The sequence below is a fragment of the Deinococcus sp. JMULE3 genome (genome assembly GCF_013337115.1).
Classification (GTDB): Bacteria; Deinococcota; Deinococci; order Deinococcales; family Deinococcaceae; genus Deinococcus.
This window is the reverse complement of sequence record NZ_SGWE01000004.1, coordinates 608,635-630,993: the sequence shown is the minus strand read 5'-3', so window position 1 is coordinate 630,993 and position 22,359 is coordinate 608,635. Positions and strand designations below refer to the sequence as shown.

Here is a 22,359-nt window from a genome sequence, read left to right as displayed (position 1 = left end):
TGTCATCTTCCCGATTCCCCAGCCTTCTCATGTGAGGAGAAACCCAGGGAGTCTTTACGTCCAATGCGGGGACTTAACTGAAGGTAAAGCTGCCGTCCTTGACGCCTACTTTCACGCGCCCCCCACCCTTCAGGCGCCCGAAGAGCATCAGGTCCGCCAGCGGGCGCTTCAGTTGCGCCTCGATCACGCGCGCCAGGGGCCGCGCGCCCATCAGCGGGTCGTAGCCCAGCGTCGCCAGCCGCGCCCGCGCCGCCGGGGTGACCGTCAGGGCCACCTCCCGCTCCTGCAACTGCACCTGCAACTCCCGGATGAACTTGTCCACCACGCCGCCCATCACGTCCGGGGACAGCGGCGCGAAGTGCAGCACGCCGTCCAGGCGGTTGCGGAACTCCGGCGTGAACGTGCGTTTCACCGCCTCGGACTCCTCGCCCGCGCGGCCCGAGCGCCCGAAGCCCAGCGCGGGCCGTGAGGCGTCGGCCGCCCCGGCGTTCGTCGTGAACACCAAGATCAGGCCGCGCCCATCCACCTTCTTCCCGGTGTGATCCGTCAGCGTCCCATGATCCATGAGTTGCAGGAACACGTTGTACACGTCCGGGTGCGCCTTCTCGATCTCGTCCAGCAGCAGCACCGCGTGCGGATGCTTCGCCACGGCGTCCGTCAGCAGGCCCCCCTGGTCGAAACCCACGTACCCGGGGGGCGCCCCGATCAGACGCGCGACCGTGTGCGCCTCCTGGTACTCGCTCATGTCGAAGCGCGCCAGGTGAATGCCCAGCCGCTCGGCCAGCGCGCGGGCCAGTTCGGTCTTGCCCACCCCGGTCGGCCCGGCGAACAGGAACGCCCCCTGCGGCTTCTGCGGGTCGCGCAGCCCCGCGCGGGCCAGTTTCACGGCGCTCGCCACGGCGCCCACCGCCGCGTCCTGCCCGAACACCCGCGCCCGCAGGTCCGCCTCCAGGGTCGCCAGGGACGCGACCTCCTCGGCCTTCACGGCGCCCAGCGGGACGCGCGCCATGCGGGCCACCGTGCCCTCGATGTCCGGCACGTCGATGGTGCCGCCCTTCCCGGCGCTGCTGCGCGCCGCGCCCGCCTCGTCCAGCACGTCAATGGCCTTGTCCGGCAGGAAGCGGTCGCGCAGGTGCCGTACCGACAGCCGCACCGCCGCGTCCAGCGCGCCCGGCGTGAACGTCACCCCATGATGCGCCTCATAGCGGGGGGCGAGGCCCTGCACGATCTTCAGGGCGTCCTCCTCGGACGGCTCAGGCACCTCGACCGTCTGGAAGCGGCGCCACAGCGCCCGGTCCTTCTCCAGGTGCCGCAGTTCCGCCGGGGTGGTCGCCCCCAGCACCCGCAGCTTGCCCCGCGCCAGCGCGGGCTTGAGGAGGTTCGCGGCGTCCACGCTGCCGCCCTCGGTCGCCCCAGCGCCCACCAGGGTGTGCAGCTCGTCGATGAACAGCACCGCGTTCTGCCCGTCCAGCGCCGCCAGCACGCCCTTGAGTCGCGCCTCGAAATCACCCCGGTAGCGCGTCCCGGCCAGCAGCGCCCCCAGATCCAGCGCATAGACCGACGCGCCCCGCAGGAAGCCCGGCGCCTGTCCGTCCACGATCCGCTGCGCGAGGCCCTCGGCCAGCGCCGTCTTGCCCACGCCCGGTTCGCCGACCAGCACCGGGTTGTTCTTCCCGCGCCGCGCCAGCACATGCACCACCCGCTCCAGCTCCGACGTCCGCCCGATCACCGGATCGAACGCCCCGGCGCGTGCCTGCGCCGTCAGGTCCGACGCGTAGGCCTCCAGCGGGTCCACCTCCGCCTCCGGCGCCTCGGGGGCCGGGCCGTCCACGCCCGCCACGCGCCGCTCGCGGTCACGGCCCGGCACCTTCGCCGCGCCGTGCGACACGAAACTCAGCACGTCCAGCCGCGACGCCCCCCGCGCCTCCAGCGCCGAACGGGCCGGACTGTCTGGTTCCTCCAGCAGTTCCACGAGGACCCGCGCGCCATCCGCGACCTCATGCCCCTTCCCGCTGGCGTGCAACTGCAACACCGCGCCCTCCACGACCCGGTGCACGCCCAGCGTGAAATCCGGCTCGGCGTCCGGCACCACCTCGAACTCCGCCAGCAGCGACTGCAGATCCTCACGCAGCCGCTCGACATCCACACCCACCGCCAGCAGCGCCTCCCGCGCCTCCGGATCGTGCGTCAGGGCCAGCAGCAGATGCTCCAGCGTGACCAGCTCATGCCCCGCCTCACGCGCGTAATCCGCCGCGCGGGCGATCGTGACCTGCAGGTGATCGCCGATCATGCGTCCGGCTCCGGTTCCGCCACGACCCGCAGGGGGTGCCCGTCACGCCGGGCGTGGTTCATGACCTGCGCGACTTTCGTCTCGGCGACGTCACGGGTGTACACGCCAGCCACGCCCTGCCCCTTGTGATGCACGGCCAGCATGATCAGTTCCGCCTCCTGCTCGGCCTTGCGGAAGTAGCGTTGCAGCACCATCACCACGAATTCCATGGGGGTGTAGTCGTCGTTCAGCAGGAGCACCCGGAACAGGCGGGGCCGCTGCGTATGCGTGCGTTCCAGCGTCTGGGTGCGCGAGTCGAGGTCGCGGCGCGTCATGCGCCCGAGTGTACCCGCCCGCGCCCGCCGGGGCTGCGGCGGCCCTCACGGTGCGGCGCCCACCCCGCAGGGCAACGGGCGACCCACCCGCGAAGGAAGGTCGCCCGCGCTGGGGTCCGGGTTACTCGCCGCTGGGCTGCGGGGCGACGGGCGGCGTCTGGAGGTGGCGGGTCATGAGGACCAGCACGAACAGCGCGTGGATGCACAGCAGACCGAAGACCTCCAGGGTGGGCTGCGTGACGTACCCGGCGGCACCGACGAGCTGGAAGAGGATCATGACGAGCAGGCCCTGCTGGCGCGCGTCGGGACGGCGCAGGAAGACGAAGGTGCCGCCCGCCATGCTGAAGAGCAGCGGCAGCAGCAGCGCGTTAAGCATCTCTTGAGACATACCTCATTATTGAACGACAACTCTGACAGGCATATGACCCGCCGGGAAGTTGTGTGAGCAAATGGGCATTTCTCCGTGCTGAACTGCCTGGACAGGTCCTTCATCAAAGGCGGTATCGACTCAGCTGCCTGTCATCCACACACAGGCCTCTCAGGGAATTCACATCCAGCCAGCCGTCCCGGAACTCGATCGGGCCGTTCAGCAGGTCGTCCCGCAACTTCAGCACGAAGCTCAGTTCGCACGGCTCGGTCACCTCCGCCTGCGTGGACAGCAGCGCCGCGTGAATGGTGCCCAGCCCCGTGCTGGCCTGCGACCCCACCATGCCGCGCTTCCCGGCCGCCGCCGCGCGGCGCAGCATCTGCAGGCCGTCCGTGAACCCGTTGCGGGCCGTCTTCACGTTCAGCACGTCGAAGGTATCAAAGTCCAGTTCCCGCTCCAGATCGGCGGGCGTGAAGCACGAGTCGTCCGCCACGACCGGCAGGCGACCCTGCGCATGCAATTCGGCGCGGGCACGCAGATTCCGCGCTGGAAGGGGTTCTTCCACGTACATCAGCCCGGCCTCGCGCATCGCGTCCAGCGCCGCCGGGGCCGACTGCGGCGTCAGGGTCTCGTTGCTGTCCGCATACAGCAGCACCTCACCGCCGAACTCGGCGCGCAGCTCGCGGATCACGCGCAGGTCCCGCTCGTGCTCGCGGCCCACCTTCACCTTCAGGCAGCGCACGCCCGCCGAGACCACGCGCCGCGCCTCGTCCAGCATCTCCTGCGGCGGGGCGATCCCCAGGATGAAACTGGGCCGCACCCGCGTGTTCGGCCCCAGCAGCGTGTCGAACAGCGTGACTCCCCGCGCGCGGGCGCGGGCGTCGTGCAGCGCCATGTCCAGCGCGCCGCGCGCCGTGTGGTTGTTCACCACACTGTTCCGCACGCGGTCCAGGGCCGCCTCGTCCGTGATCGGCAGGCCCACCAGAGCCGCCTCCAGGTGCGCGAGGATGCCCAGGACGCTCGCGGTCGTCTCGCCGTAGATCGTCGGGCGCGGTGTGGCCTCCGCCATGCCCACCGTGCCGTCCGAGAGGGTCACGCGCACCAGCACGTGCTCGGCGGCACTCAGGGCCGAGTGCGCCCCCCACGCCAGCGCCGACGTCAGCGGCAGGCGGAAGGGAACGCCCTCCAGGCGCGCGACCGTCGGGGCGCTCACGCCTCACCTCCGGCCCAGGCGCGCACCGCCGCCGCCACGCCCGCCGGGTCGAGCGCCACGGTGTCCAGCACCAGCGCCCGCGCGGACGGCAGGGTCCGCAGGAACGCCTCGGCGGCCGCCGGGTCGTAATTGCGGCGTTCCGACACCACGATCTTCACCTTCGCCAGCACGTCCGCCGGAGCGAACCCCTGAGCGGGCAGCGCGGCCAGGTCATCCAGTTCCGCCGGGGTGAACACTGCCTCCACGCCCTTCAGCGCCGCCAGTTCCTCCCGCAGCGCCCCGCCGGAGCCGCCCTGCACCTGATCGAAGGTGTCGGCGCGGCCCAGCAGCCGCCGCACCCGCACGAGGTCCGGCGCGCCCAGCGCCACGAAGCGCCACGCGGGGAACGCCTGAGCCGCGTACCTCACCTCGTCCAGGCCGCGCAGTCCGTCGAACACCGGGGCCTCGCCCCAGTGGGCGGTGTCCGCGATCAGCGACCCCAGCGCCTGCGCCATCCCGCCCGGATGCGCCTCGCGGTACGCGGCGGTCAGGCGGAAGCGTTCCTCACGGTCCCGCACGGGCGCGCCCGCCAGGGGCAGGATCATCACGGCGTCCGTCACCTCGCGCCGGTCCGGCAGCACCCGCACGCCGGCGTCCGCGCCGGTCAGGGCGGCCAGCGCCGTGCTCTTGCCCACACCCGTCACGCCCACCAGCACCGTCAGGGGCAGCTCGGACAGGGGACGTGCAGAGGGGTGGGCGGCGCGCCCGGCGCACGGAGGAACGGCAGGGAAGAGGTCGTCATGCCCCGCAGGCTACCTCGCAGCAAGACCAGCACCGGCGGGTTGAGTAATCATCTGATACAAAAAAGGATAAAAAACGAGTCGTATGCAAAGCAGTGTCGGAGGGTCACCCGCCCCGCCACCCCCCTCCTGCACGCGTCACAGTCAGGCAGCCCACCCGCACCCGGCCCGGCAGCGCCTATCCTGAACGCCATGATCGAGTCCCTCATCGGGCACACCCCCCTCCTGCAACTGACGCGCGTCGTCGAGCCCGGCATGGCCGACGTGTTCGTGAAACTCGAAGGACAGAACCCCGGCGGCAGCATCAAGGACCGCACCGCCCTCGGCCTGATCGAGGACGCCGAACGGCGCGGCCTCCTGCAACCCGGCGGGACCATCGTGGAACCCACCAGTGGCAACACCGGCATCGGCCTGGCGCAGGTCGCCGCCGCCAAGGGCTACAAGCTGATCCTGTGCATGCCCGCCAGCATGAGCGAGGAACGCAAACGCACCCTGGCCGCCTACGGCGCCGAACTGATCCTCACCGACCCTGCCCGCCGCATGCTCGCCGCCATCGAGGAAGCCGAGAAGCTCGTGCAGGAACGCGGCGCCGTCATGATGAACCAGTTCGGGAACCCCGCCAACCCCGCCGTTCACGAACGCACCACCGGCCCCGAACTGTGGGAGCAGATGGACGGCCGCATCGACGCCTTCGTGTACGGCAGCGGCACCGGCGGCACCATCAGCGGCGTCGGCCGGTACCTGAAACGCATGAACCCCGCCGTGCAGATCATCGCCTGTGAACCCGCCCGCAGCAACGTCCTCACCGGCGGCGAGATGGGCACCCACGGCTTCCAGGGCATGGGCCCCGGCTTCATCCCGGACAACCTCGACCGCAGCGTCATCGACGACGTCATCGACGTCTGGGAGGAAGACGCCTACCCCCTGGCCCGCCGCCTGGCGCAGGAGGAAGGCGTGTTCGTCGGCATGAGCAGCGGCGCCATGGCCTGGGCCGCGCTTGCGGTCGCCCGCCGCCTGGGCCCAGGCAAGCGTGTCGCCACCATCGCCTGCGACACCGGCGCCCGCTACCTGACCACCAGCCTCTTCGCGGGCGAGGGCGACACGCCCCCCGGCTACCTGCCCCGCTCGCGCCAGCGCACCGCCTGACCGCCGCACCCAGGGCCCCACACCACTGCGGGGGTGATTGTCCAGACATCCGCGCGCCCGCTACAGTGACGCGGATGTCACCCCAGAAACTCACCGCCGAACTCATCGGCACCTTCGCGCTCGTCTTCACCGGCCTGCTCGCCATCAACAATGAAGCCACCCTGCTGGGCGTCGCCTTCGCGCACGGCCTGATCATCGCCGTGATGGCCATGGCGCTCGGCACCGTCAGCGGCGGGCAGTTCAACCCCGCCGTCAGCGTCGCCCTGAGCCTCAGCGGCCACCAGGACTGGCGCACCACCCTCAGCTTCATTCCCGCGCAACTGACCGGCGCGGCGCTGGGCGCCCTGGCCGCGCTTGCTGTTGCCGGACCCGCCCGCATGCAGGCCATCGGTTACGGCACGCCCGCCCTCAGCGGCGTCACGCTGGGCGGCGGCCTCCTGGCCGAGGTGATCGCCACCGCCTTCCTGGTCCTGGTGATCGTGAAGGTCGCCATCCACCAGCGGCACGTCCTGGGCGGCCTGATCGTCGGCCTGACCATCGTCGCGGACATCCTCGCCACCGGCCCCCTGACCGGCGCCGCCATGAACCCCGCCCGCGCCTTCGGCCCCGCCCTGATCGGCGGGAACTGGACCGACCAGTGGGTGTACTGGGTCGGCCCGCTGCTGGGCGCCGCCATCGGCGCGCTGCTCGCCACCTTCACCGAAGGGCTCACGCCCCGCCGCGTGCCCGAACAGCTGAACTGAATCAGGACACAGGAGAGAGGCCCGGCGCTGCGTGCGACCGGGCCTCCGCTGTTCTTGTTTCCGTCAGCGGCGTCCGCCGAACATGCCGATCAGGTCGTCCAGGGCGCTGCCGTCGCGGTCGCCGTCCAGCGCGCGGTTCAGCGTGCCGAACAGGTCACCGCCCTGCGACTGCCCCATCTGCGGCTGAGGAGGGGCGCTGCGGCCCGCGTCCGGGTAACCCGGCAGGACACTCCCACCGAGGCCGCCGCCGAGGCCGCCACCCAGCCCACTGTCCATCCGGGGCGACTGCTGGGGCACCTGCGCCTGCGATTGACCGCCGCCCAGCAGCCCGCCGAGCAGGCCACCCAGGCCGCCGCCGCCCACCAGTCCGCCCAGGATGCTGCCCAGGTCCGGACTGCCGCCCGCGCCGCCGCCGCCGCTGTTCGTGGGGTTCGCGGCCGCGCCGCCCTGCCGCTGACGGCCCAGGTACGCCAGCACCAGCGGGGCCAGCATGCTCAGGATCTGCATGGCCAGCTGCGGGTCGATCCCGGCGCGTTTGCTGACCGCCTGCGCCGCCTGCGTCTGCTGCCCGCCGAAGACGTGCCCGAGGATCTTCTGCCCGTCGCGCGTGTCTGGCGTCTGCCCCTGCGCGAAGGCGTCCAGCGCGCTGCCGTCGTGACGACTCAGGGCGCCGCTCAGGGCGTCCAGACCGCCGGGCTGCGCGGCGTTGCGGGTCAGGGCGCCCAGCAGCAGCGGCAGCGCCGCCTGCAGGGCCGCCTGCGTCTGGTCCGGGCTGGTGCCCGCCTGCTGCCCGATGCGTTCCTGCGCCTGTCCCATCCCACCCAGCATGCCGAAGATGTCCATCATGGTGTGTTCCTCCTTGGAATGCGCCCAGCGTAAGCCGCGTGGGCCGGGCGTCCATCCGCCCGGCGTTCAGGAAACCCTGACGCACACCTCCGCTTCCCCCTCCGCCACCCGGCGTATTCCGCTGCTACCGCCTCGACCACTACTCTGAACGCTTCCGGTTCGGCAACTGGAGCAGGGAGGAAATCATGACCACCATGCCCGCCCCCCCCACGGGGGGCCACGTCTCACGCCTGTCCCGGCTGGCGCTGCCCCTGGCCGTCGCCCGGCTGGGTTTCCAGCGGCAGTTCGCGTACCCGCAGGCGGCCCTGTGGGGCCTGATCACCAACTCGTTCTTCGGCCTGCTGCGCGTCGCGGTGCTGCTGGCCCTGTTCGGCACCCGCCCGCAGGTCGCCGGGTACACCCCGCAGGACGCCATCACGTACACCGGGCTGACCCAGGCGTTCATCATGGCGTTCAGCCTGTTCGGCTGGTTCGACTTCATGCGCGTCGTCCACCGGGGCGAGGTGACAGCGGACCTGCTGCGCCCCGCCAGCCTGCTGGGCTTCTGGGCCGCGCAGGACGCCGGCCGGGCGCTGGGGCAGCTGGTGCTGCGCGGCCTGCCCATGCTGCTGATCTTCCAGATGGTCTGGGGCCTGAACTGGCCGCCCGGCCCGCTGGCGTGGGCGCAGGTCACCCTGAGCGTCCTGCTGGCCTGGGCGTGCGGGTTCCTGTTCCGCTTCCTCGTGAACTGCGCGGCGTTCTGGTCCCCGGACGCCGTGGGCTTCGGACGCTTCGCGTGGGCGGTGCTGGGCCTGGGCTGCGGCTTCCTGATGCCCCTGGCCTTCTTCCCCGACGGTGTTCGTGCCGTGCTGGCCTGGACGCCCTTTCCCGCCATGCTGAACACCACCGTGGAACTCTGGGTGGGCGTCACCACCGGCCCGGCCGCCTGGGCGGCCCTGGGCACGCAACTGGCCTGGACCGTGGCGCTGCTGCTCGCCTGCCGGGTCACGCTCCGCGCGGGCCTGCGGCGGCTGGAGGTCGCCGGTGGCTGACCTGCGGCATCACCTGACCCTGTACGTCCGGCTGCTGGGCGCGCAGATCCGTTCGCAGGGCGCGCACCGCACCTCCTTCATCCTCGACGCGCTCGGCAGCCTCCTGATCACCGCCGCCGAGTTCGCCGCCCTCGCGCTGGTCCTCCCACGCTTCGGCGGGCTGGGCGGCTGGACGCTGGGCGAGATCTGCCTGCTGTACGGCCTCGCGGAACTCGCGTTCGTCCTGATGGACATCCTGTTCGGCGGCTTCGACGCGCCCAACCTCTCCGCGCACGTCCGCAGCGGTTCGTTCAGCACGTTCCTGCTGCGCCCCGCCCCGCTGACGTTGCAGGTGTTCGCGTCCGACTTCGCGTTGCGCCGCCTGCCACGCGTGCTGCTCGCCGCTGCCATCGCCGCGTACGGCCTCACGCACGCGCCCCTCGCCGCTGGGCTCGAAACGGCCGCCCTCCTGACCGCTGCCGTGCTGGGCATGATCTGCTTCTTCGGCGGGCTGTTCGTCATCGGCGGCACCCTGACGTTCTGGACGGTGGACAGCGTCGAGGCCATGAACGTCCTCACCTACGGCGGCCGCACCCTCATCAGCTACCCCATGGACATCTACAGCGCGTGGCTGCGGCGCACCTTCACGTACCTGATCCCCGCCGCGTTCCTGTCCTACCTGCCCGCCCTGCACCTCCTGGGCCGCCCCCTGCCCGACGGCCTGCCCGGTTGGGCCGCGCTGATCGGACCGCTGGCCGGACCACTCGTGCTGGCCGCCGCGTTCGCGTTCTGGCGTGTCGGCGTGCGGCACTACCAGGGCACCGGAACATGATACGGATTCCGTTTGTTTCGTTGACAGATCGGAACACCGCCGATCCGTCAACTCCACGTCCGGAACCCGCTTTGCTCCTTCTCGCATCCGCTCGGATTGAACGGTTTGTACAAACCATTCAATCGGAGTCCGTATGACACCGCTCGCCACAGCCCCGAAGGGAGGCACCCCATGATTCACGTAGAGCACCTGCGCAAGACCTTCACCACCCGCACCGGCCGCTTCCTGAGCGCGGGGCGGCGCACCCACGAGGCCGTCCGGGACGTGTCCTTCCACATTCCACGCGGCGAGATCGTCGGGTACCTCGGGCCGAACGGGGCGGGGAAGAGCACCACCGTCAAGATCCTCACCGGCCTGCTCGTGCCCGACAGCGGCACCGTCACGGTGGGCGGCCTGACGCCCTGGCAGGACCGCCGCCGTCACGTCGCGCGGCTCGGCGCGGTGTTCGGGCAGCGCACCACCCTGTGGTGGGACCTCCCGGTCACCGAGAGCCTGCGCCTCCTGCGGCACGTCTACCGCATCCCGCACGCGACGTGGCAGGCGAACCTGAGCACCTTCACGGACCTGCTGGACCTCGGGCCGTTCCTGCATACCCCCGCCCGCGCGCTGTCGCTGGGCCAGCGGATGCGCGCCGACCTCGCCGCCGCGCTGCTGCACGACCCCGAACTGCTGTTCCTGGACGAACCCACCGTCGGCCTGGACGTCGTGGCCAAGGAACGCATCCGGGACTTCATCGCGCACGTCAACCGCGAACGGGAGGTCACGGTGCTCCTCACCACGCACGACCTCGGGGACGTGGAACGCCTCGCACGGCGCGTGCTGATCATTGACCACGGGCAGCTGCTCTTCGACGGCGACCTCGCCCGACTTCAGGCCGCGTACGGCTCGCAGCGCGAACTGCACGTCGAGTTCAGCGGACCCGTCCCCGACGCCGGGGTGCCCGGCCTGACCCTCCTGACCCACGAACCGGGCCGCGCCACGTACGCCTTCACGGGAGCCGCAGCGGACCCCATCGCCCGCGTCACCGCGCACGCGCCCGTCCGGGACCTGACCGTACGCGAACCGGACATCGAGGCCACCATCCGCCGCATCTACGAGGGCGACCTGCTCCGCGCCGGGGTAGGGTAGAGGTCATGTCGCACCCTGAAGCCACGGGCCCGGCCCCCAGCGTGAGCACAGGCGCGCTGTTCCTGATGATCCTGACCTGCGCGGTCGCCTTCAACGTCCTGTTCCTGACAGTCATCCCCGACGACCGCCCCCTGCGTCTCGCCTGCGCCGCCCTGCCCCTCGCCCCACTTCTGTGGACCGCCGCCGCCGTCTGGCGGGCGCGCGGCGTGCCCAGCCCATTTCCCGCCCCGCTCCTTCCCCTCACGGCCACCCTCCTCAGCCTGCCCGTGTCCGGCGCGGCCCTCCGCCTCGCGCAGGGCGACACGCTGCCCGCCGGACAGTGGGCCTTCCTGGGACTGGCCGCGCTGGCGTTCCTCGGGGCGACGATCTACACGTACCGCACCCGGCCTTGACCACCCTTCTGCCGCCCACACACTTTCGGGGTGACCCGGTCCCCGTCGCCCGCGCGCTGCTGGGTGGAACGCTCGTGCGCGTGCTGGACGGCGGGGAACGCCTGACCGGGCGGATCGTCGAGGTCGAGGCCTACGACTGCCCCCGCGACCCCGCCTGCACCGCCGGACGCTTCCACGCGGCCCGCAGTGCCGACATGGCCATCCCGCCCGGCACGTGGCTGTTCTGGACGGCGCACGGCCACCCGCTGCTGCAGGTCGCGTGCCGCCCGGAGGGCGTGTCGGCCAGCGTCCTGATCCGCGCACTGGAGCCGCTGGAGGGCCTGGGGCACATGCTGACCTTCCGACCCGTCACCCGCGAACGGGACCTGACGAACGGCCCCGCCAAACTCGTGTACGCGCTGGGCCTGAACCCCGCGCGGATCAGCGGGCGGCCCGTGAACGCCCCGGAACTGCACCTCCTGCCGCCCCCCGCACCCCTCCCCGACGAGGAGGTGGAGGTCACCGCCCGCATCGGCATCCGCGAGGGGCGCAACCTCCCGTGGCGCTTCACGATCCGCGGCAATCCCTGGGTGTCGCCCGCCACGCCCAGCATGGACCTCGCCCGGCCCACCTGAACCGGCACCGGGCCGATTCTCGCCGTGGTGGATGTGAGTCGTTCAGGACTCCCGGTGTCCACCCGCACGCACGGCCGCGTCACTGCGCGCGACCTCCTGCTGCGTGCCGCGCAGGTCCCGCCAGCCCCACACGTCACTGCTCATGCCCCCGAGCTGCGTGAACACCAGCATGCTGAGCGTTGCGCCGCACTCGGCAGCCGCCTGCACCTTGTGATGCCCGTCGAGCAGGTGGTGCATGTCGACACTCAACCCACCCAGCGGTGGCGACTGCGTGGAGATGCCCATGCCGTTCTGGCCGTGGCTGACCAGCAGCGTGACCGCGGTCGGCAGGGCGCCGCCCCGCAACTGGTCCCGGTAGTGCGCCACGCGGTCCACGTCCAGCCGGGACGCCGCCTGCGTCGGCAGGATCACCGTCCGCTCCAGGTAGACGAAATCCATGCCGTTCTGTCCGCGACGCACCAGGGATTCCGCGTCGCAGGCGTAGTACGGTTCGGTCCGGTGACGACCCGGCGGTTGCCCGCACAGCGTCACCAGTTCGTTCGACAGATAATCGTCCGGATCACCCAGGCGGACGGGTCGGGGGCGCAGGCGCCGCAGGAACACCAGATACTGTCCCGGTGGCAGCAGCGCCCCCAGGCCCGTCACCACCCGTGGGTCCAGGGTGTCCAGCCCGAGACTCAATGCCTCCTGGATGTGCTGAATGATGGGCAGCGGGGGTTGCAGGCGGCCCGGTAGCACCTCGAACAGCGCCGGGGCGGTCGAGGACCACCCGAATGCCCGCGTGACCGTCACGCCGTGCAGGTCCAGGTACCCGACGGGCCTCCACTGCACGGGGCGCGCGGCGGCGTCGCCCTGCACGGTCAGGTGCGCGAACGGCACGCTCCCCACCTGCCCCTGCACCCACTCCGGCGGGATTCGCCTGATCTCCGGCGAGTCAGGGGGGCTGTCCAGCGAGAGTGGTGTCCCGCCCGGCGCGACCAGGATCGGCGCGCCGTTCAGGAGGCGGCCCCGCGCCATCCACTCGTCCCGTTCGGCCAGGGTCGCCAGTTCCCCGGCATCCGGGCGCGACGGTCCACCCCGGTCCGTCAGGAGCCACCACACGTCCCGCAACCACTGCAGCGTCATTCCTGGCTTCCAGTGGTGTCCAGCAGCGCCGCGACGCCCTGCACCGCCGTGCGTTCGCCGCGCAGGACCTCGCCGCGCAGGGCGTGCAGCCGCGCCGGGTCGAGGCCCGCCTGGAACGCCCGCCACGCGGCCTCGCGCAGCAGTTCGTCGAACCACTGCGCTGCCTGCCGCTGCCGTTTCTCGCGCAGGTTCACCGCCGCGCGGTACGCCTCGACGGTGCTCCACACGGCGTCCAGGCCCTCGCCCGTCAATGCGGAGGCCCGCAGTGCCATGGGCCGCCACGGCGCGTCGTGCGGGGTCAGCAGCGTCAGCGCCGTCCGTAACTCCGTCTGGGCGCGCACCGCCGCCTGCGGGTTCGTGTCGGCCTTGTTCACCACACACACGTCCGCGAGTTCCATGATCCCCCGCTTGATGCCCTGCAACTCATCCCCCGCGTTCGGGAGGGTCAGCAGCACGAACAGGTCCGTCATGGCCGCCACCTGCGTCTCGCTCTGACCCACGCCCACCGTCTCCACAAGAATCACGTCGAAGCCCGCCGCCTCGCACAGAGTGATCGACTCGCGCGTGCGCCGCGCCACGCCGCCCAGCGTGCCCCCGCTGGGGCTGGGCCGGATGAACGCATTCGGATGCACCGTCAGGCGCGGCATGCGCGTCTTGTCGCCCATGATGCTGCCGCCCGTCCGGGCCGAACTGGGGTCCACGGCCAGCACCGCCACCCGGTGCCCCGCGTCGGCCAGCCGCACGCCCAGCGCCTCGATGAACGTGCTCTTGCCCACGCCCGGCACGCCCGTCAGGCCGATCCGCACCGACCGCCCCGCACGCGGCAGCACCTCCGAGAGGAGGGCCTGCGCCTGCGCCTCATGCTCGGGCCGCGTGGACTCGACCAGCGTGATCGCCTTCGCCAGCGCCCGCCGCGCGCCCGACAGCAGCGGCAGCGTCAGGGGATGGGCAGCGGTGGGCAAGTGAACCTCTCTATCAGCTCGGCGGGACGCAGTTCGCGTTCCAGGGTCGGCCAGGGGACGCGGTTCTCGGGCTGCACGTCGCCCCACTCGCGGGTCTGCACGACCTGCCCGTCCGGGCCGATCAGCCGTTCGATCCGCGCGGCCACTGCGTCCTGGCCGGGCGTGCGGCGCAGCACCCACGAGTACACGCGGGGGCGGCCCGCCTCGTCCCAGTCGATGCGCTGCTCGGTCCGGTCCGGGTTCCAGCCGGACGCGGCGCGCAACACCAGCCGTCGCACCGTGCCGCGCGCGTCCGTCCAGGTCTGCACGTCGAAGAACGCATCCATGATGCACCCCATCGACGAGCCCTGGAACGCCCGCCACCCTCCCAGCGCCGCGTCGTTCCCGCTCACGACCGCCCGCGCGGACGCGGCAGGGGAGAGGCCCACCGGGTTGCCCGCTCCGCCCGCCAGTGCCGCACCACCCGACAGCGGCGCACTCAGCAGCAGCGCCAGCAGCACGTGCTTCAGCATGTCAGCCCCCCCGGCACTACGCGCAGGTACGACCTCAGCGGTGTCGTCACGCCCCGCGCGCGGAACCCCGTCTCCTTCACCAGTCGCCCCCGCGCGTCGAACGACCCACGCACGTCCAGCAGGCGACCCGCGAAGCCACTCCAGCTCACGCTGAGGCCCGTCAGGCGCCCGGCCCGGTCGTAACTCTGCCGCACCCATAACCGGTTGTCCGGCACCAGTCGCGCGTACGTCAGGCTCCGCACGCGGCCCGAGCGGTCCAGCAGGAACGTCGTGCCCCCCCGCTCGCACACCCGCAGGCCCCCCACCTGCGCGGGCGGCCCCGCAGGCGGCGCGGGCAGAGTCATCCCCACCGCGCCCGCACCACCCAGACCAGTCCCAGTCACGCCCAGCACGGCAAACGCCACCACAGCCCTCAATCGCTTCAGCATGCGCGCAGGTACGCGGGAGAGGAGCAGAGGTTGCGAGACACGCGCGTCAGGCTCTCCGGCGAAAGATCAGGGAGATCAGCCAGACGACCAGACTCACGATAAAGAGAACAGCCGTCACGAGAACCAGCAGAAGTGGCGGGTTGACCTTCGGGAGGCTATCCCAGGACTCCGGGCCGCCACCGGAAAGCAGAAAGATGAAGCCCATCCCCAGAGGTTCGAGCAGTAGAAGTGCGCCCGCGACCAAGCCCAGGAGGCTGACCGTCATGCCCCCGCAGCCCAGGTGCCGCCAGACCCGGCTGGGATCGGCGGGGGCCGGGATCTGCGGGCTGGGCTGGGGTGTGCTCACGCCTGTTCGCGGGTCCGCAGGAGGTTCAGCACTTCGCGGGCGCTGTTGAGGATGGGGGTGCCGGGGCCGAAGATGCCCGCCGCGCCTGCCTCGCGCAGCGCGGGGTAGTCCTGTTGCGGGATCACGCCACCCACGACGACGAGGATGTCCCCCGCGCCCTGTTCACGCAGCGCGGCGATCAGTTGGGGCACGAGGGTCTTGTGCCCGGCGGCCTGACTGCTCACGCCGACGACGTGCACGTCGTTCTCGATGGCCTGCCGCGCGGCCTCGTCGGGCGTCTGGAAGAGGGGGCCGACGTCCACGTCGAAGCCCAGGTCGGCAAAGCCGGTGGCGATGACTTTCGCGCCGCGGTCGTGGCCGTCCTGGCCCATCTTCACGACGAGGATGCGGGGGCGGCGGCCCTCGGCCTCGGCGAAGGCCTCGATTTCGCCCTGGAGGGATGCGAAGCCCTCGTCGCCGTCGTACCCGGCGGCGTACACGCCCGACAGGGTGCGGATCTCGGCGGCGTGGCGGCCCCAGGCGCGTTCCAGGGCGTCGCTGACCTCGCCGACGGTGCAGCGGGCCTGCATGGCGGTCACGCTCAGGGCCAGCAGGTTGCCTGTGCCGCTGCGGGCGGCGTGTTCCAGCGCAGTCAGGGCGGCCTGCACGGCCTGCGGGTCGCGCGTTTCCCGCACGTGGTTCAGGCGGGCGATCTGCGCGTCCCGGACGGCGGCGTTGTCGATGTCCAGCACGTCCACCGGGGTGTCCTGCGTGGGGCGGTACTTGTTCACGCCGACGATGACGTCCTCGCCCCGGTCGATGCGGGCCTGTTTGCGCGCGGCGGACTCCTCGATGCGCAGTTTCGGCACGCCGCTCTCGATGGCCTTCGCCATGCCGCCCAGTTCCTCGACCTCGCGCATCAGTTCCCGCGCCTTCTCCGCGAGGTCGTGGGTGAGGCGTTCCATCATGAAACTGCCGCCCAGGGGTCCACGACGTGCGGGATGCCGGTCTCCTCCTGAATCACCAGCTGGGTGTTCCGCGCGATACGGGCGCTGAAGTCGGTGGGGAGGCCGATGGCCTCGTCGAAGGAGTTCGTGTGCAGGCTCTGCGTGCCGCCGAACACGGCCGCCATCGCCTCGACGGTCGTGCGGATGACGTTGTTGTACGGGTCCTGCTCGGTGAGGCTCCAGCCGCTCGTCTGGCAGTGGGTGCGCAGCGCGCGGCTCATGGGATTCCTCGGTTCGAAGGGCGCCATGAGTTCGCTCCAGAGCAGGCGGGCGGCGCGGAGCTTGGCGACCTCCATGTAGAAGTTCATGCCGATCCCGAAGAAGAAGCTCAGGCGCGGCGCGAACTCGTCGATGTGCAGGCCCTTCCCGAGCGCGGCCTTCACGTACTCCAGTCCGTCCGCGAGGGTGTACGCGAGTTCCAGCGCGGCGTTCGCCCCGGCCTCCTGGATGTGGTACCCGGAAATGGAAATCGAGTTGAAGCGTGGCATCTGCTGCGCCGTGAACTCGATGATGTCCGCGATGATCCGCATGCTGGGCGCCGGGGGGTAGATGTACGTGTTGCGCACCATGAACTCTTTGAGGATGTCGTTCTGGATGGTCCCGGACAGCTGATCGAGGGTCGCGCCCTGCTCCAGGCCCGCCACGATGTACCCCGCCAGGATCGGCAGGACCGCGCCGTTCATGGTCATCGACACCGACATCTCGGACAGGGGGATGCCGTCGAAGAGGATCTTCATGTCCTCGACGCTGTCGATGGCGACCCCTGCCTTGCCCACGTCGCCCACCACGCGCGGGTGGTCGCTGTCGTACCCGCGGTGCGTGGCGAGATCGAACGCGACCGAAAGGCCCTTCTGCCCGGCCGCGAGGTTGCGTCGGTAGAAGGCGTTCGACTCCTCGGCGGTACTGAAGCCCGCGTACTGGCGGATCGTCCAGGGGCGCGCGGCGTACATGGTGGCGCGCGGCCCGCGCGTGAAGGGCGGCAGGCCCGGCAGTGAGGCCGTGTCCACGTCCCGGGTGTCGTCTGCGGTGTACAGGGCCTGGAGGGTGATGCCCTCGGGCGTCTCGCGGTTCAGGCGCGCCGGGTCGGCGCCTTTCAGGTCCTTGCTGGCCTGGGCTTTCCAGGCACTCAGGTCGGGCATGTGTGTTCCTCCGTGTGCTGCCGCCATCATGCCACCCACCCCGCACCTGCACCAAACGCCCGTTCGGTCCCGGCTCCCGAAGCCTGTCCCGCTGTGTGGAACAGCCGCACACCGCATCATTCTGTTTCAGTGAGAAAACACTGCTCCCGCTTCGCCCCCCGTGAAACGGGACTGTGGGGGATGCTAAGCTTCTGCCCGTGACCCCCGACACCCCCGAAGCGAGGCGCGTGAAGCTCGCGCCGAGCATCCTCGCCAGCGATTTCGCCCGCCTGGGCGAAGAACTCCGCGCCATCGACAGCGCCGACTGGGCGCACGTGGACGTCATGGACGGCCAGTTCGTCCCGAACATCAGCTTCGGACTGCCCATCCTGGCCGCCGCCCGTGCCGCCAGCAGCCTGTTCATGGACGTTCACCTGATGATCGACCGGCCCGAACGGTACCTGCGTGACTTCGCCGACGCCGGAGCCGACAGCCTGACCGTCCACGTCGAGAGCACCCCCCACATCCACCGCGCCGTGCAGCAGATCAAGGAACTGGGCAAGAAGGCAGGCGTCACCCTGAACCCCGGCACGCCCCTGGAAACCCTGCGACCCGTCCTGGCCGACGTGGACCTCGTCCTGATCATGAGCGTCAACCCCGGCTTCGGCGGGCAGAAGTTCATCCCGCACAGCCTTGAACGCATCCGCACCGTCCGCCGCTGGCTCGACGAGATCGGCAGCCCCGCCGAACTGCAGGTCGACGGCGGCGTCAGCGCCACCAACGCCCGCGCCGTCGTCGCCGCCGGAGCCAGCAACCTCGTCGCCGGAAGCGCCGTGTTCGGCAAGGACGGCGCGCAGGCCGGACTGGAACGCCTCCGCGAGGCCCTGAAATAACATGCGCCTGCGGGTCGACCTCCTCCCACACGGCAACTACCCGGACGTCGTGGTCATCATCGACGTGCTGCGCGCCACCACCACCGCCGTCACGTACCTCGAACGCGGCGCCGACGCCCTGCTCCTGACCGCCACGCCGGAGGTCGCCCTGAACCTCCGCACCGAAGGCAGCCCCTACGTGCTCGGCGGGGAACGCGGCGGCCTGCCCATCCCCGGCTTCGACTTCGGCAACAGCCCCGTCGAGGCCGCCGGGCAGAACTTCACCGGCAGGACGGTCGTCATGAACACCACCAACGGCACCGGCGCCGCCCACACCGCCGCGCAGACCGGTAAGCACATCTTCCTCGCCGCGCTGACCAACGCGCACGCCGCCGCCCGCCGCGCCCGCGCCGCCGCCACCGAGGAAATCGCCATCGTCTGCGCCGGCACCGACGAACACGTCGGCCTGGAAGACGTCTACGCCGCCGGGGTCCTCGCCGAGTACCTGCTCGCCATGGGTGAATTCAGCATCGACGACGGCGCCCGCATCGCCCTGACGGTGCGCCGCAACAGTGGCAACCCCCTGGAAGCCCTGGGCAGCAGCGGACACGGCCAGCACCTCATGCGCCTCGGCCTGGGCGAGGATGTCCGGTGCGCCGCCGGACTGAGCACCAGCACGATCGTGCCCACTCTGGACCCCGGTGACGCCCCTGAAGGCACCCTGAGATTCACCGCCGGGTGAGGTGAGTCCACCCATTCCCGCCCGCCTGCCCCCCCGGCACGGCGGGCGGTTTCGTCCGCCTGGCCAGAAGCGATTCGCTAGCATGAAGGTTGCATGAACGGCCCGACCCTTCTGAACCTCCTCCGCACCGGCGACATCGAACCCCTGCACGCCCACCTCACCGACCTGCAGGCGCAGTACGAAGCCGGGCAGATCAGTGAAGGCGACCTGCTACGGGCCTTCACTGCCTTCCAGACCTCCGACCTGACCCTGGGAGAAGGCTTCCAGAAGTGGACTGAGATTTACCCCAGCACGTACGCCCCGCACGTTGCGCTGGCGGGCTGGTTCCTGGGACGAGGCTGGGAAGCGCGCGGGCAGGGCACATCCAACCACGTCAGCGACCAGGGCTGGCGCGCGATGGACCACTTCCTGACGCAGGCAGACGGGTGCTCCCGCCACGCTGCCACCCTCACCGCCAACCCCCTGGCCGCCTGGAACGTCACCGGACTGGCCAGCAACGCGCGCGGCTGCCAGTTGTGCCTGAACGACGTGCAGACGCAGCAGTACCCGGACTGGTTCACGCGCGCCGTTCAGGACAACCCGGGCACCCTCGCCCTGCGCCGCGTCATGCTGCTGCACCTGCGTACCGAGTGGGGCGGCAGCGAGGAACACATGCTCACCTTCGTGCGCCAGCAGCAGGACGCCGGACTGCTCAGTCAAACCGACGTACAGCGCCTCTGGGCCGAGTTCCACAGTCGCGTGTCGCATCACGCCCTGGCGTTCGCGGACGAACCGTCAGTTGCGGTGGAACGCGCCCGCATCGCAGCCGAACTCCACCCCCTGGAAGCCGAGCAGCTGTTCATTGCCCTGACCAGAGTGCGGGGCAGCAGTGAAGCGCGTCTTGCTGCCCTGCAGCGTTACCTGGACGCCGCACTGCAGGAGCACGCCAAACCCGGTCGCATGTTCGGGTGGGCGCTGTCCCAGGCGCGGGACTGGATCGTTCCGGAGACCTCCCGCCTGGCCGAGCTGCTCACCCGAGCCGCACAGAGTGGTGACATTGACTCGGCGATCATGCTGGGTGAATTTCAGATTCAACATCCAAAGTGGGACCTGCCGGACGCCCGTCCTCTCCTGCGGCAGGCCCGCGATCAGGGACATACCGAGGCCGCCGAACTGCTGGTGGAATTTCACGAGTCGACGTTCCGTGAAGCGTTGAAGGACACACCACAGAAGCGCGAAGACATTCTCAAGGCTGCCGATCTTCTCAGTGGGGACATGAGCTGGCGCGTGTACAGCGACTTCGACACGTACCAAACGCAGTTCGGGCTGGATGCCCGGCAACAGTTCCGGTACCTGCACCGCGCGGCGGACAGCGGCAACAACAAGGCCCGCTTTGAGCTGGCGCGGCAGTTGAGGGCTGGGAACGTCGAACTGGGAGACGACGGCGTGCTGCGTCCAGTCGATACGCAACCCATCCAGGCCAGCCTGGACTATGCCCGTTACCTCCTGCAACGCGCCGCCCTGACCGACCACGCCCCGTCACGGAAAATCCTTGAGGCCATGGACGAGCATCAGTGGCAGGAAGGCCGCGCGCAGCGGCTCAACGTGCGAACTGTTCGTCCAGACCGGTTTAGTTTGTCGACTGAGTCCGAACGCCACAGCTTCCGGGGATACTGGTACCTGGGTGTTCTGCTGATCCTCGTGCTGTTCCGGGTGTTCGACCACCTGGGAGACGGGTCGTTCGATCCGCGCACATTGAGGTCGCAGCGTGCGGAAAGCGCCGAGCACCAGCGGTTGATGGAGCGGGTGGCGGCCGGGGAACTCCAGCCGGTCTTCGAGAAGGACGGCGTCCACTTTGAGCCGGTGACTCCCAAGTCCCCCTGAATCCCCGCTGACTCTTTCTTCGCGCGTCAGCCGTTACGCTGTGGGGCGTGACTGCTTTACCCGTGGACCTTCACCTGAGCCCCGTGACCTCGACCGAGTCGGTGGACTGGGCGGCCATTCCCAGTCCGGCGTTCGTGCTGGACGAGTCGCGCCTGCGCCGGAACCTGGAGTTGATCTCGTACGTGCAGCGGGAGAGTGGCGCGCAGATCATCGTGGCGTTCAAGGGCTTCTCGATGTGGTCGGCGTTCCCGATGCTGCGCGAGTACGGGATCACCGGCGCGACGGCCAGCAGCCTGAACGAGACGATCCTCGCCAAGGAGGAGATGGGCGGCGAGGTGCACGTGTACGCCCCGGCGTACAGCGACGAGGACTTCCCACGCATCCTGGCGCTGGCGGATCATCTGGTGTTCAACTCGTTCCGGCAGTGGGAGCGCTTTAAGCCGCAGGTGGAGGCCGCGCGGGCGGCGGGCCGGACGGTGCACGTGGGTATCCGCGTGAACCCCGAGTACGCCGAGGTGGAAACGGACCTGTACAACCCGGCGGGGCCGTTCTCCCGGCTGGGTGTGACGCGCCGCGAGTTCCGGATGGACCTGATGGACGGCGTGGACGGCCTGCATTTCCACACGCTGTGCGAGAAGGACAGCGACACGCTGGAGCGGACGCTGGAGGTGCTGGAACGCAACTTCGGGGACGTGCTCTCACGCGTGAAGTGGGTGAACTTCGGCGGTGGACACCTGATGACCCGCGAAGGGTACGACGTCCCGCGCCTGATCCGCGTGGTGCGCGCCTTCCGCGAGAAGTGGGGCGTGCACGTGATCCTGGAGCCCGGCAGTGCGTTCGGCTGGCAGACCGGGTGGCTGGTCAGCAGCGTGCTGGACGTCGTGCATAACGTGAAGGACGCCCTGCTGCTGGATATCAGCGTGTCGGCGCACATGCCGGACGTGCTGGAGATGCCCTACCGGCCCCGCATCCTGGGGGCGGGCGACCCGCCCGAGCTGGATCATCACCGTGAGACGACCGAGGGCGCGGGCGGCCATCCGTACATCATCGGCGGGACGACCTGCCTCGCGGGGGACGTGGTCGGGGAGTACGTGTTCGACCGGGCGCTGAACGTCGGGGACCGCGTGGTGTTTGACGACATGATCCACTACACGATGGTGAAGACGACGTTCTTCAACGGTGTGAAGCACCCGGATATTGGCATCCTGCGTCTGGACGGCTCGTACGACCGCGTGAAGTCGTTCGGCTACGAGGAGTTCCGCGCGAAGCTCAGCTGACAGCGGTTTTCAGAGGCGTTGAGGAAATCCCTCAACGCCTCTGAAACGAGCCGAGCGAGCAGCCGTGAACGACAGCGGTTGGAAGTGGAGCCCAGGGGCGTGCCGTTGGCCCTGGGGTGGAACTGGAAACCGCTGTGAGGGCAGCGTTGTGGGCCGCTCCCTCTGCGCGTGGGGGCGGCCCGTGTGCTGGAAAACGAGGATTTCGTTGAGAGGGTGTGCCTCTGCCGGTGGGCGGAGGTGCCGATTCTGACCCCGCGTGGTGGCCGCGCACGGTGCGGCGTTGCCTGCGGGGGGAGGGGTGGGCCGGGGGCGTGCGGTGTGTCCCTCCGGCAGTGTTCGGCTGATCCTGGCCTCTTGCGAGGTGCCCTGAGGGTATGGGCCGCAGCTGACCCGCCACTGAAGGGCGCCCTCATGGAGGCGCTTTCGGCCCTCATCGACCTTCAGGTGCGGCCGG

At 70.3% G+C, this 22,359-nt stretch carries 22 protein-coding genes and 1 pseudogene; 11 read left to right on the top strand and 12 right to left on the bottom strand.

Features of this window, described 5'->3' with window-relative positions:
- Positions 1 to 73: 73 nt before the first annotated feature.
- The 5 genes from EXW95_RS05840 to EXW95_RS05820 form a co-directional block, all read right to left on the bottom strand.
- The gene (locus EXW95_RS05840; RefSeq protein WP_174366672.1) at positions 74 to 2,290 is read right to left on the bottom strand and encodes an AAA family ATPase; all 2,217 of its coding nucleotides are present in this window, start codon (positions 2,288 to 2,290) and stop codon (positions 74 to 76) included.
- On the bottom strand, positions 2,287 to 2,604 hold the full coding sequence (clpS, locus tag EXW95_RS05835; RefSeq protein WP_046842966.1) for an ATP-dependent Clp protease adapter ClpS: 318 nt from the start codon (positions 2,602 to 2,604) through the stop codon (positions 2,287 to 2,289). Before clpS ends, EXW95_RS05840 begins: the two co-directional genes overlap by 4 nt.
- A gap of 121 nt (positions 2,605 to 2,725) precedes the next feature.
- On the bottom strand, positions 2,726 to 2,980 hold the full coding sequence (locus EXW95_RS05830) for a hypothetical protein (RefSeq protein WP_254605524.1): 255 nt from the start codon (positions 2,978 to 2,980) through the stop codon (positions 2,726 to 2,728).
- A gap of 115 nt (positions 2,981 to 3,095) precedes the next feature.
- On the bottom strand, positions 3,096 to 4,184 hold the full coding sequence (locus EXW95_RS05825; protein ID WP_174366670.1) for an enolase C-terminal domain-like protein: 1,089 nt from the start codon (positions 4,182 to 4,184) through the stop codon (positions 3,096 to 3,098).
- Entirely contained in the window at positions 4,181 to 4,867 is a 687-nt protein-coding gene (locus EXW95_RS05820; RefSeq protein ID WP_371809934.1) for an ATPase, read from the bottom strand. Before EXW95_RS05820 ends, EXW95_RS05825 begins: the two co-directional genes overlap by 4 nt.
- A gap of 288 nt (positions 4,868 to 5,155) precedes the next feature.
- Here EXW95_RS05820 and cysK point away from each other — a divergent pair, with 288 nt between their 5' ends.
- The gene (gene cysK / locus EXW95_RS05815) at positions 5,156 to 6,109 is read left to right on the top strand and encodes a cysteine synthase A (protein ID WP_174366669.1); all 954 of its coding nucleotides are present in this window, start codon (positions 5,156 to 5,158) and stop codon (positions 6,107 to 6,109) included.
- Between the two features lie 74 nt (positions 6,110 to 6,183).
- Positions 6,184 to 6,852: an MIP/aquaporin family protein gene (locus EXW95_RS05810; RefSeq protein ID WP_174366668.1), complete on the top strand. Its 669-nt coding sequence runs from the start codon at positions 6,184 to 6,186 to the stop codon at positions 6,850 to 6,852.
- A 63-nt stretch (positions 6,853 to 6,915) separates the two neighbouring features.
- Here EXW95_RS05810 and EXW95_RS05805 read toward each other — a convergent pair whose 3' ends face one another.
- The gene (locus tag EXW95_RS05805; RefSeq protein WP_174366667.1) at positions 6,916 to 7,698 is read right to left on the bottom strand and encodes a DUF937 domain-containing protein; all 783 of its coding nucleotides are present in this window, start codon (positions 7,696 to 7,698) and stop codon (positions 6,916 to 6,918) included.
- Positions 7,699 to 7,883: 185 nt separating this feature from the next.
- Here EXW95_RS05805 and EXW95_RS05800 point away from each other — a divergent pair, with 185 nt between their 5' ends.
- The 5 genes from EXW95_RS05800 (at position 7,884) to EXW95_RS05780 (ending at position 11,674) form a co-directional block, all read left to right on the top strand.
- A complete protein-coding gene (locus tag EXW95_RS05800; RefSeq protein ID WP_254605522.1) occupies positions 7,884 to 8,729 on the top strand; it encodes an ABC-2 family transporter protein in 846 nt (281 codons plus the stop codon).
- Positions 8,722 to 9,540, top strand: coding sequence for an ABC transporter permease (locus EXW95_RS05795; RefSeq protein ID WP_371809933.1), 819 nt, complete (start codon positions 8,722 to 8,724; stop codon positions 9,538 to 9,540). Before EXW95_RS05800 ends, EXW95_RS05795 begins: the two co-directional genes overlap by 8 nt.
- A gap of 171 nt (positions 9,541 to 9,711) precedes the next feature.
- Positions 9,712 to 10,668, top strand: a complete 957-nt coding sequence (locus EXW95_RS05790) for an ATP-binding cassette domain-containing protein (protein WP_174366666.1) — start codon at positions 9,712 to 9,714, stop codon at positions 10,666 to 10,668.
- A gap of 5 nt (positions 10,669 to 10,673) precedes the next feature.
- Positions 10,674 to 11,060 (top strand): hypothetical protein, encoded by a 387-nt coding sequence (locus EXW95_RS05785; RefSeq protein WP_174366665.1) that lies wholly within the window; start codon positions 10,674 to 10,676, stop codon positions 11,058 to 11,060.
- Entirely contained in the window at positions 11,057 to 11,674 is a 618-nt protein-coding gene (locus EXW95_RS05780) for a DNA-3-methyladenine glycosylase (RefSeq protein ID WP_174366664.1), read from the top strand. The genes EXW95_RS05785 and EXW95_RS05780 overlap by 4 nt, the downstream gene beginning before the upstream one ends.
- A gap of 42 nt (positions 11,675 to 11,716) precedes the next feature.
- On the opposite strand, the gene EXW95_RS05775 is transcribed toward EXW95_RS05780, so the two are convergent.
- The 6 genes and pseudogenes from EXW95_RS05775 to scpA all read right to left on the bottom strand — a co-directional run bounded on the left by EXW95_RS05775 (position 11,717) and on the right by scpA (position 17,172).
- Complete coding sequence (locus EXW95_RS05775; RefSeq protein ID WP_174366663.1) at positions 11,717 to 12,799, bottom strand: hypothetical protein; 1,083 nt, start codon at positions 12,797 to 12,799, stop codon at positions 11,717 to 11,719.
- A complete protein-coding gene (gene meaB / locus EXW95_RS05770) occupies positions 12,796 to 13,761 on the bottom strand; it encodes a methylmalonyl Co-A mutase-associated GTPase MeaB (RefSeq protein ID WP_174366662.1) in 966 nt (321 codons plus the stop codon). Before meaB ends, EXW95_RS05775 begins: the two co-directional genes overlap by 4 nt.
- The gene (locus EXW95_RS05765; RefSeq protein WP_174366661.1) at positions 13,737 to 14,273 is read right to left on the bottom strand and encodes a hypothetical protein; all 537 of its coding nucleotides are present in this window, start codon (positions 14,271 to 14,273) and stop codon (positions 13,737 to 13,739) included. Before EXW95_RS05765 ends, meaB begins: the two co-directional genes overlap by 25 nt.
- Positions 14,267 to 14,617 (bottom strand): hypothetical protein, encoded by a 351-nt coding sequence (locus tag EXW95_RS05760; RefSeq protein WP_174366660.1) that lies wholly within the window; start codon positions 14,615 to 14,617, stop codon positions 14,267 to 14,269. Before EXW95_RS05760 ends, EXW95_RS05765 begins: the two co-directional genes overlap by 7 nt.
- A gap of 130 nt (positions 14,618 to 14,747) precedes the next feature.
- Entirely contained in the window at positions 14,748 to 14,966 is a 219-nt protein-coding gene (locus tag EXW95_RS05755) for a hypothetical protein (protein WP_174366659.1), read from the bottom strand.
- A gap of 77 nt (positions 14,967 to 15,043) precedes the next feature.
- A pseudogene (scpA, locus tag EXW95_RS05750) lies at positions 15,044 to 17,172 on the bottom strand (methylmalonyl-CoA mutase).
- 197 nt (positions 17,173 to 17,369) lie between these two features.
- Here scpA and rpe point away from each other — a divergent pair.
- From rpe to nspC, 4 genes are all read left to right on the top strand, one after another.
- Complete coding sequence (gene rpe / locus EXW95_RS05745) at positions 17,370 to 18,044, top strand: ribulose-phosphate 3-epimerase (protein ID WP_371809932.1); 675 nt, start codon at positions 17,370 to 17,372, stop codon at positions 18,042 to 18,044.
- A gap of 1 nt (position 18,045) precedes the next feature.
- Positions 18,046 to 18,765: a 2-phosphosulfolactate phosphatase gene (locus EXW95_RS05740; RefSeq protein ID WP_174366658.1), complete on the top strand. Its 720-nt coding sequence runs from the start codon at positions 18,046 to 18,048 to the stop codon at positions 18,763 to 18,765.
- A gap of 93 nt (positions 18,766 to 18,858) precedes the next feature.
- Positions 18,859 to 20,628: a sel1 repeat family protein gene (locus EXW95_RS05735; protein ID WP_174366657.1), complete on the top strand. Its 1,770-nt coding sequence runs from the start codon at positions 18,859 to 18,861 to the stop codon at positions 20,626 to 20,628.
- A 47-nt stretch (positions 20,629 to 20,675) separates the two neighbouring features.
- On the top strand, positions 20,676 to 21,905 hold the full coding sequence (gene nspC, locus EXW95_RS05730; protein ID WP_174366656.1) for a carboxynorspermidine decarboxylase: 1,230 nt from the start codon (positions 20,676 to 20,678) through the stop codon (positions 21,903 to 21,905).
- The last annotated feature ends 454 nt before the right edge of the window (positions 21,906 to 22,359 follow it).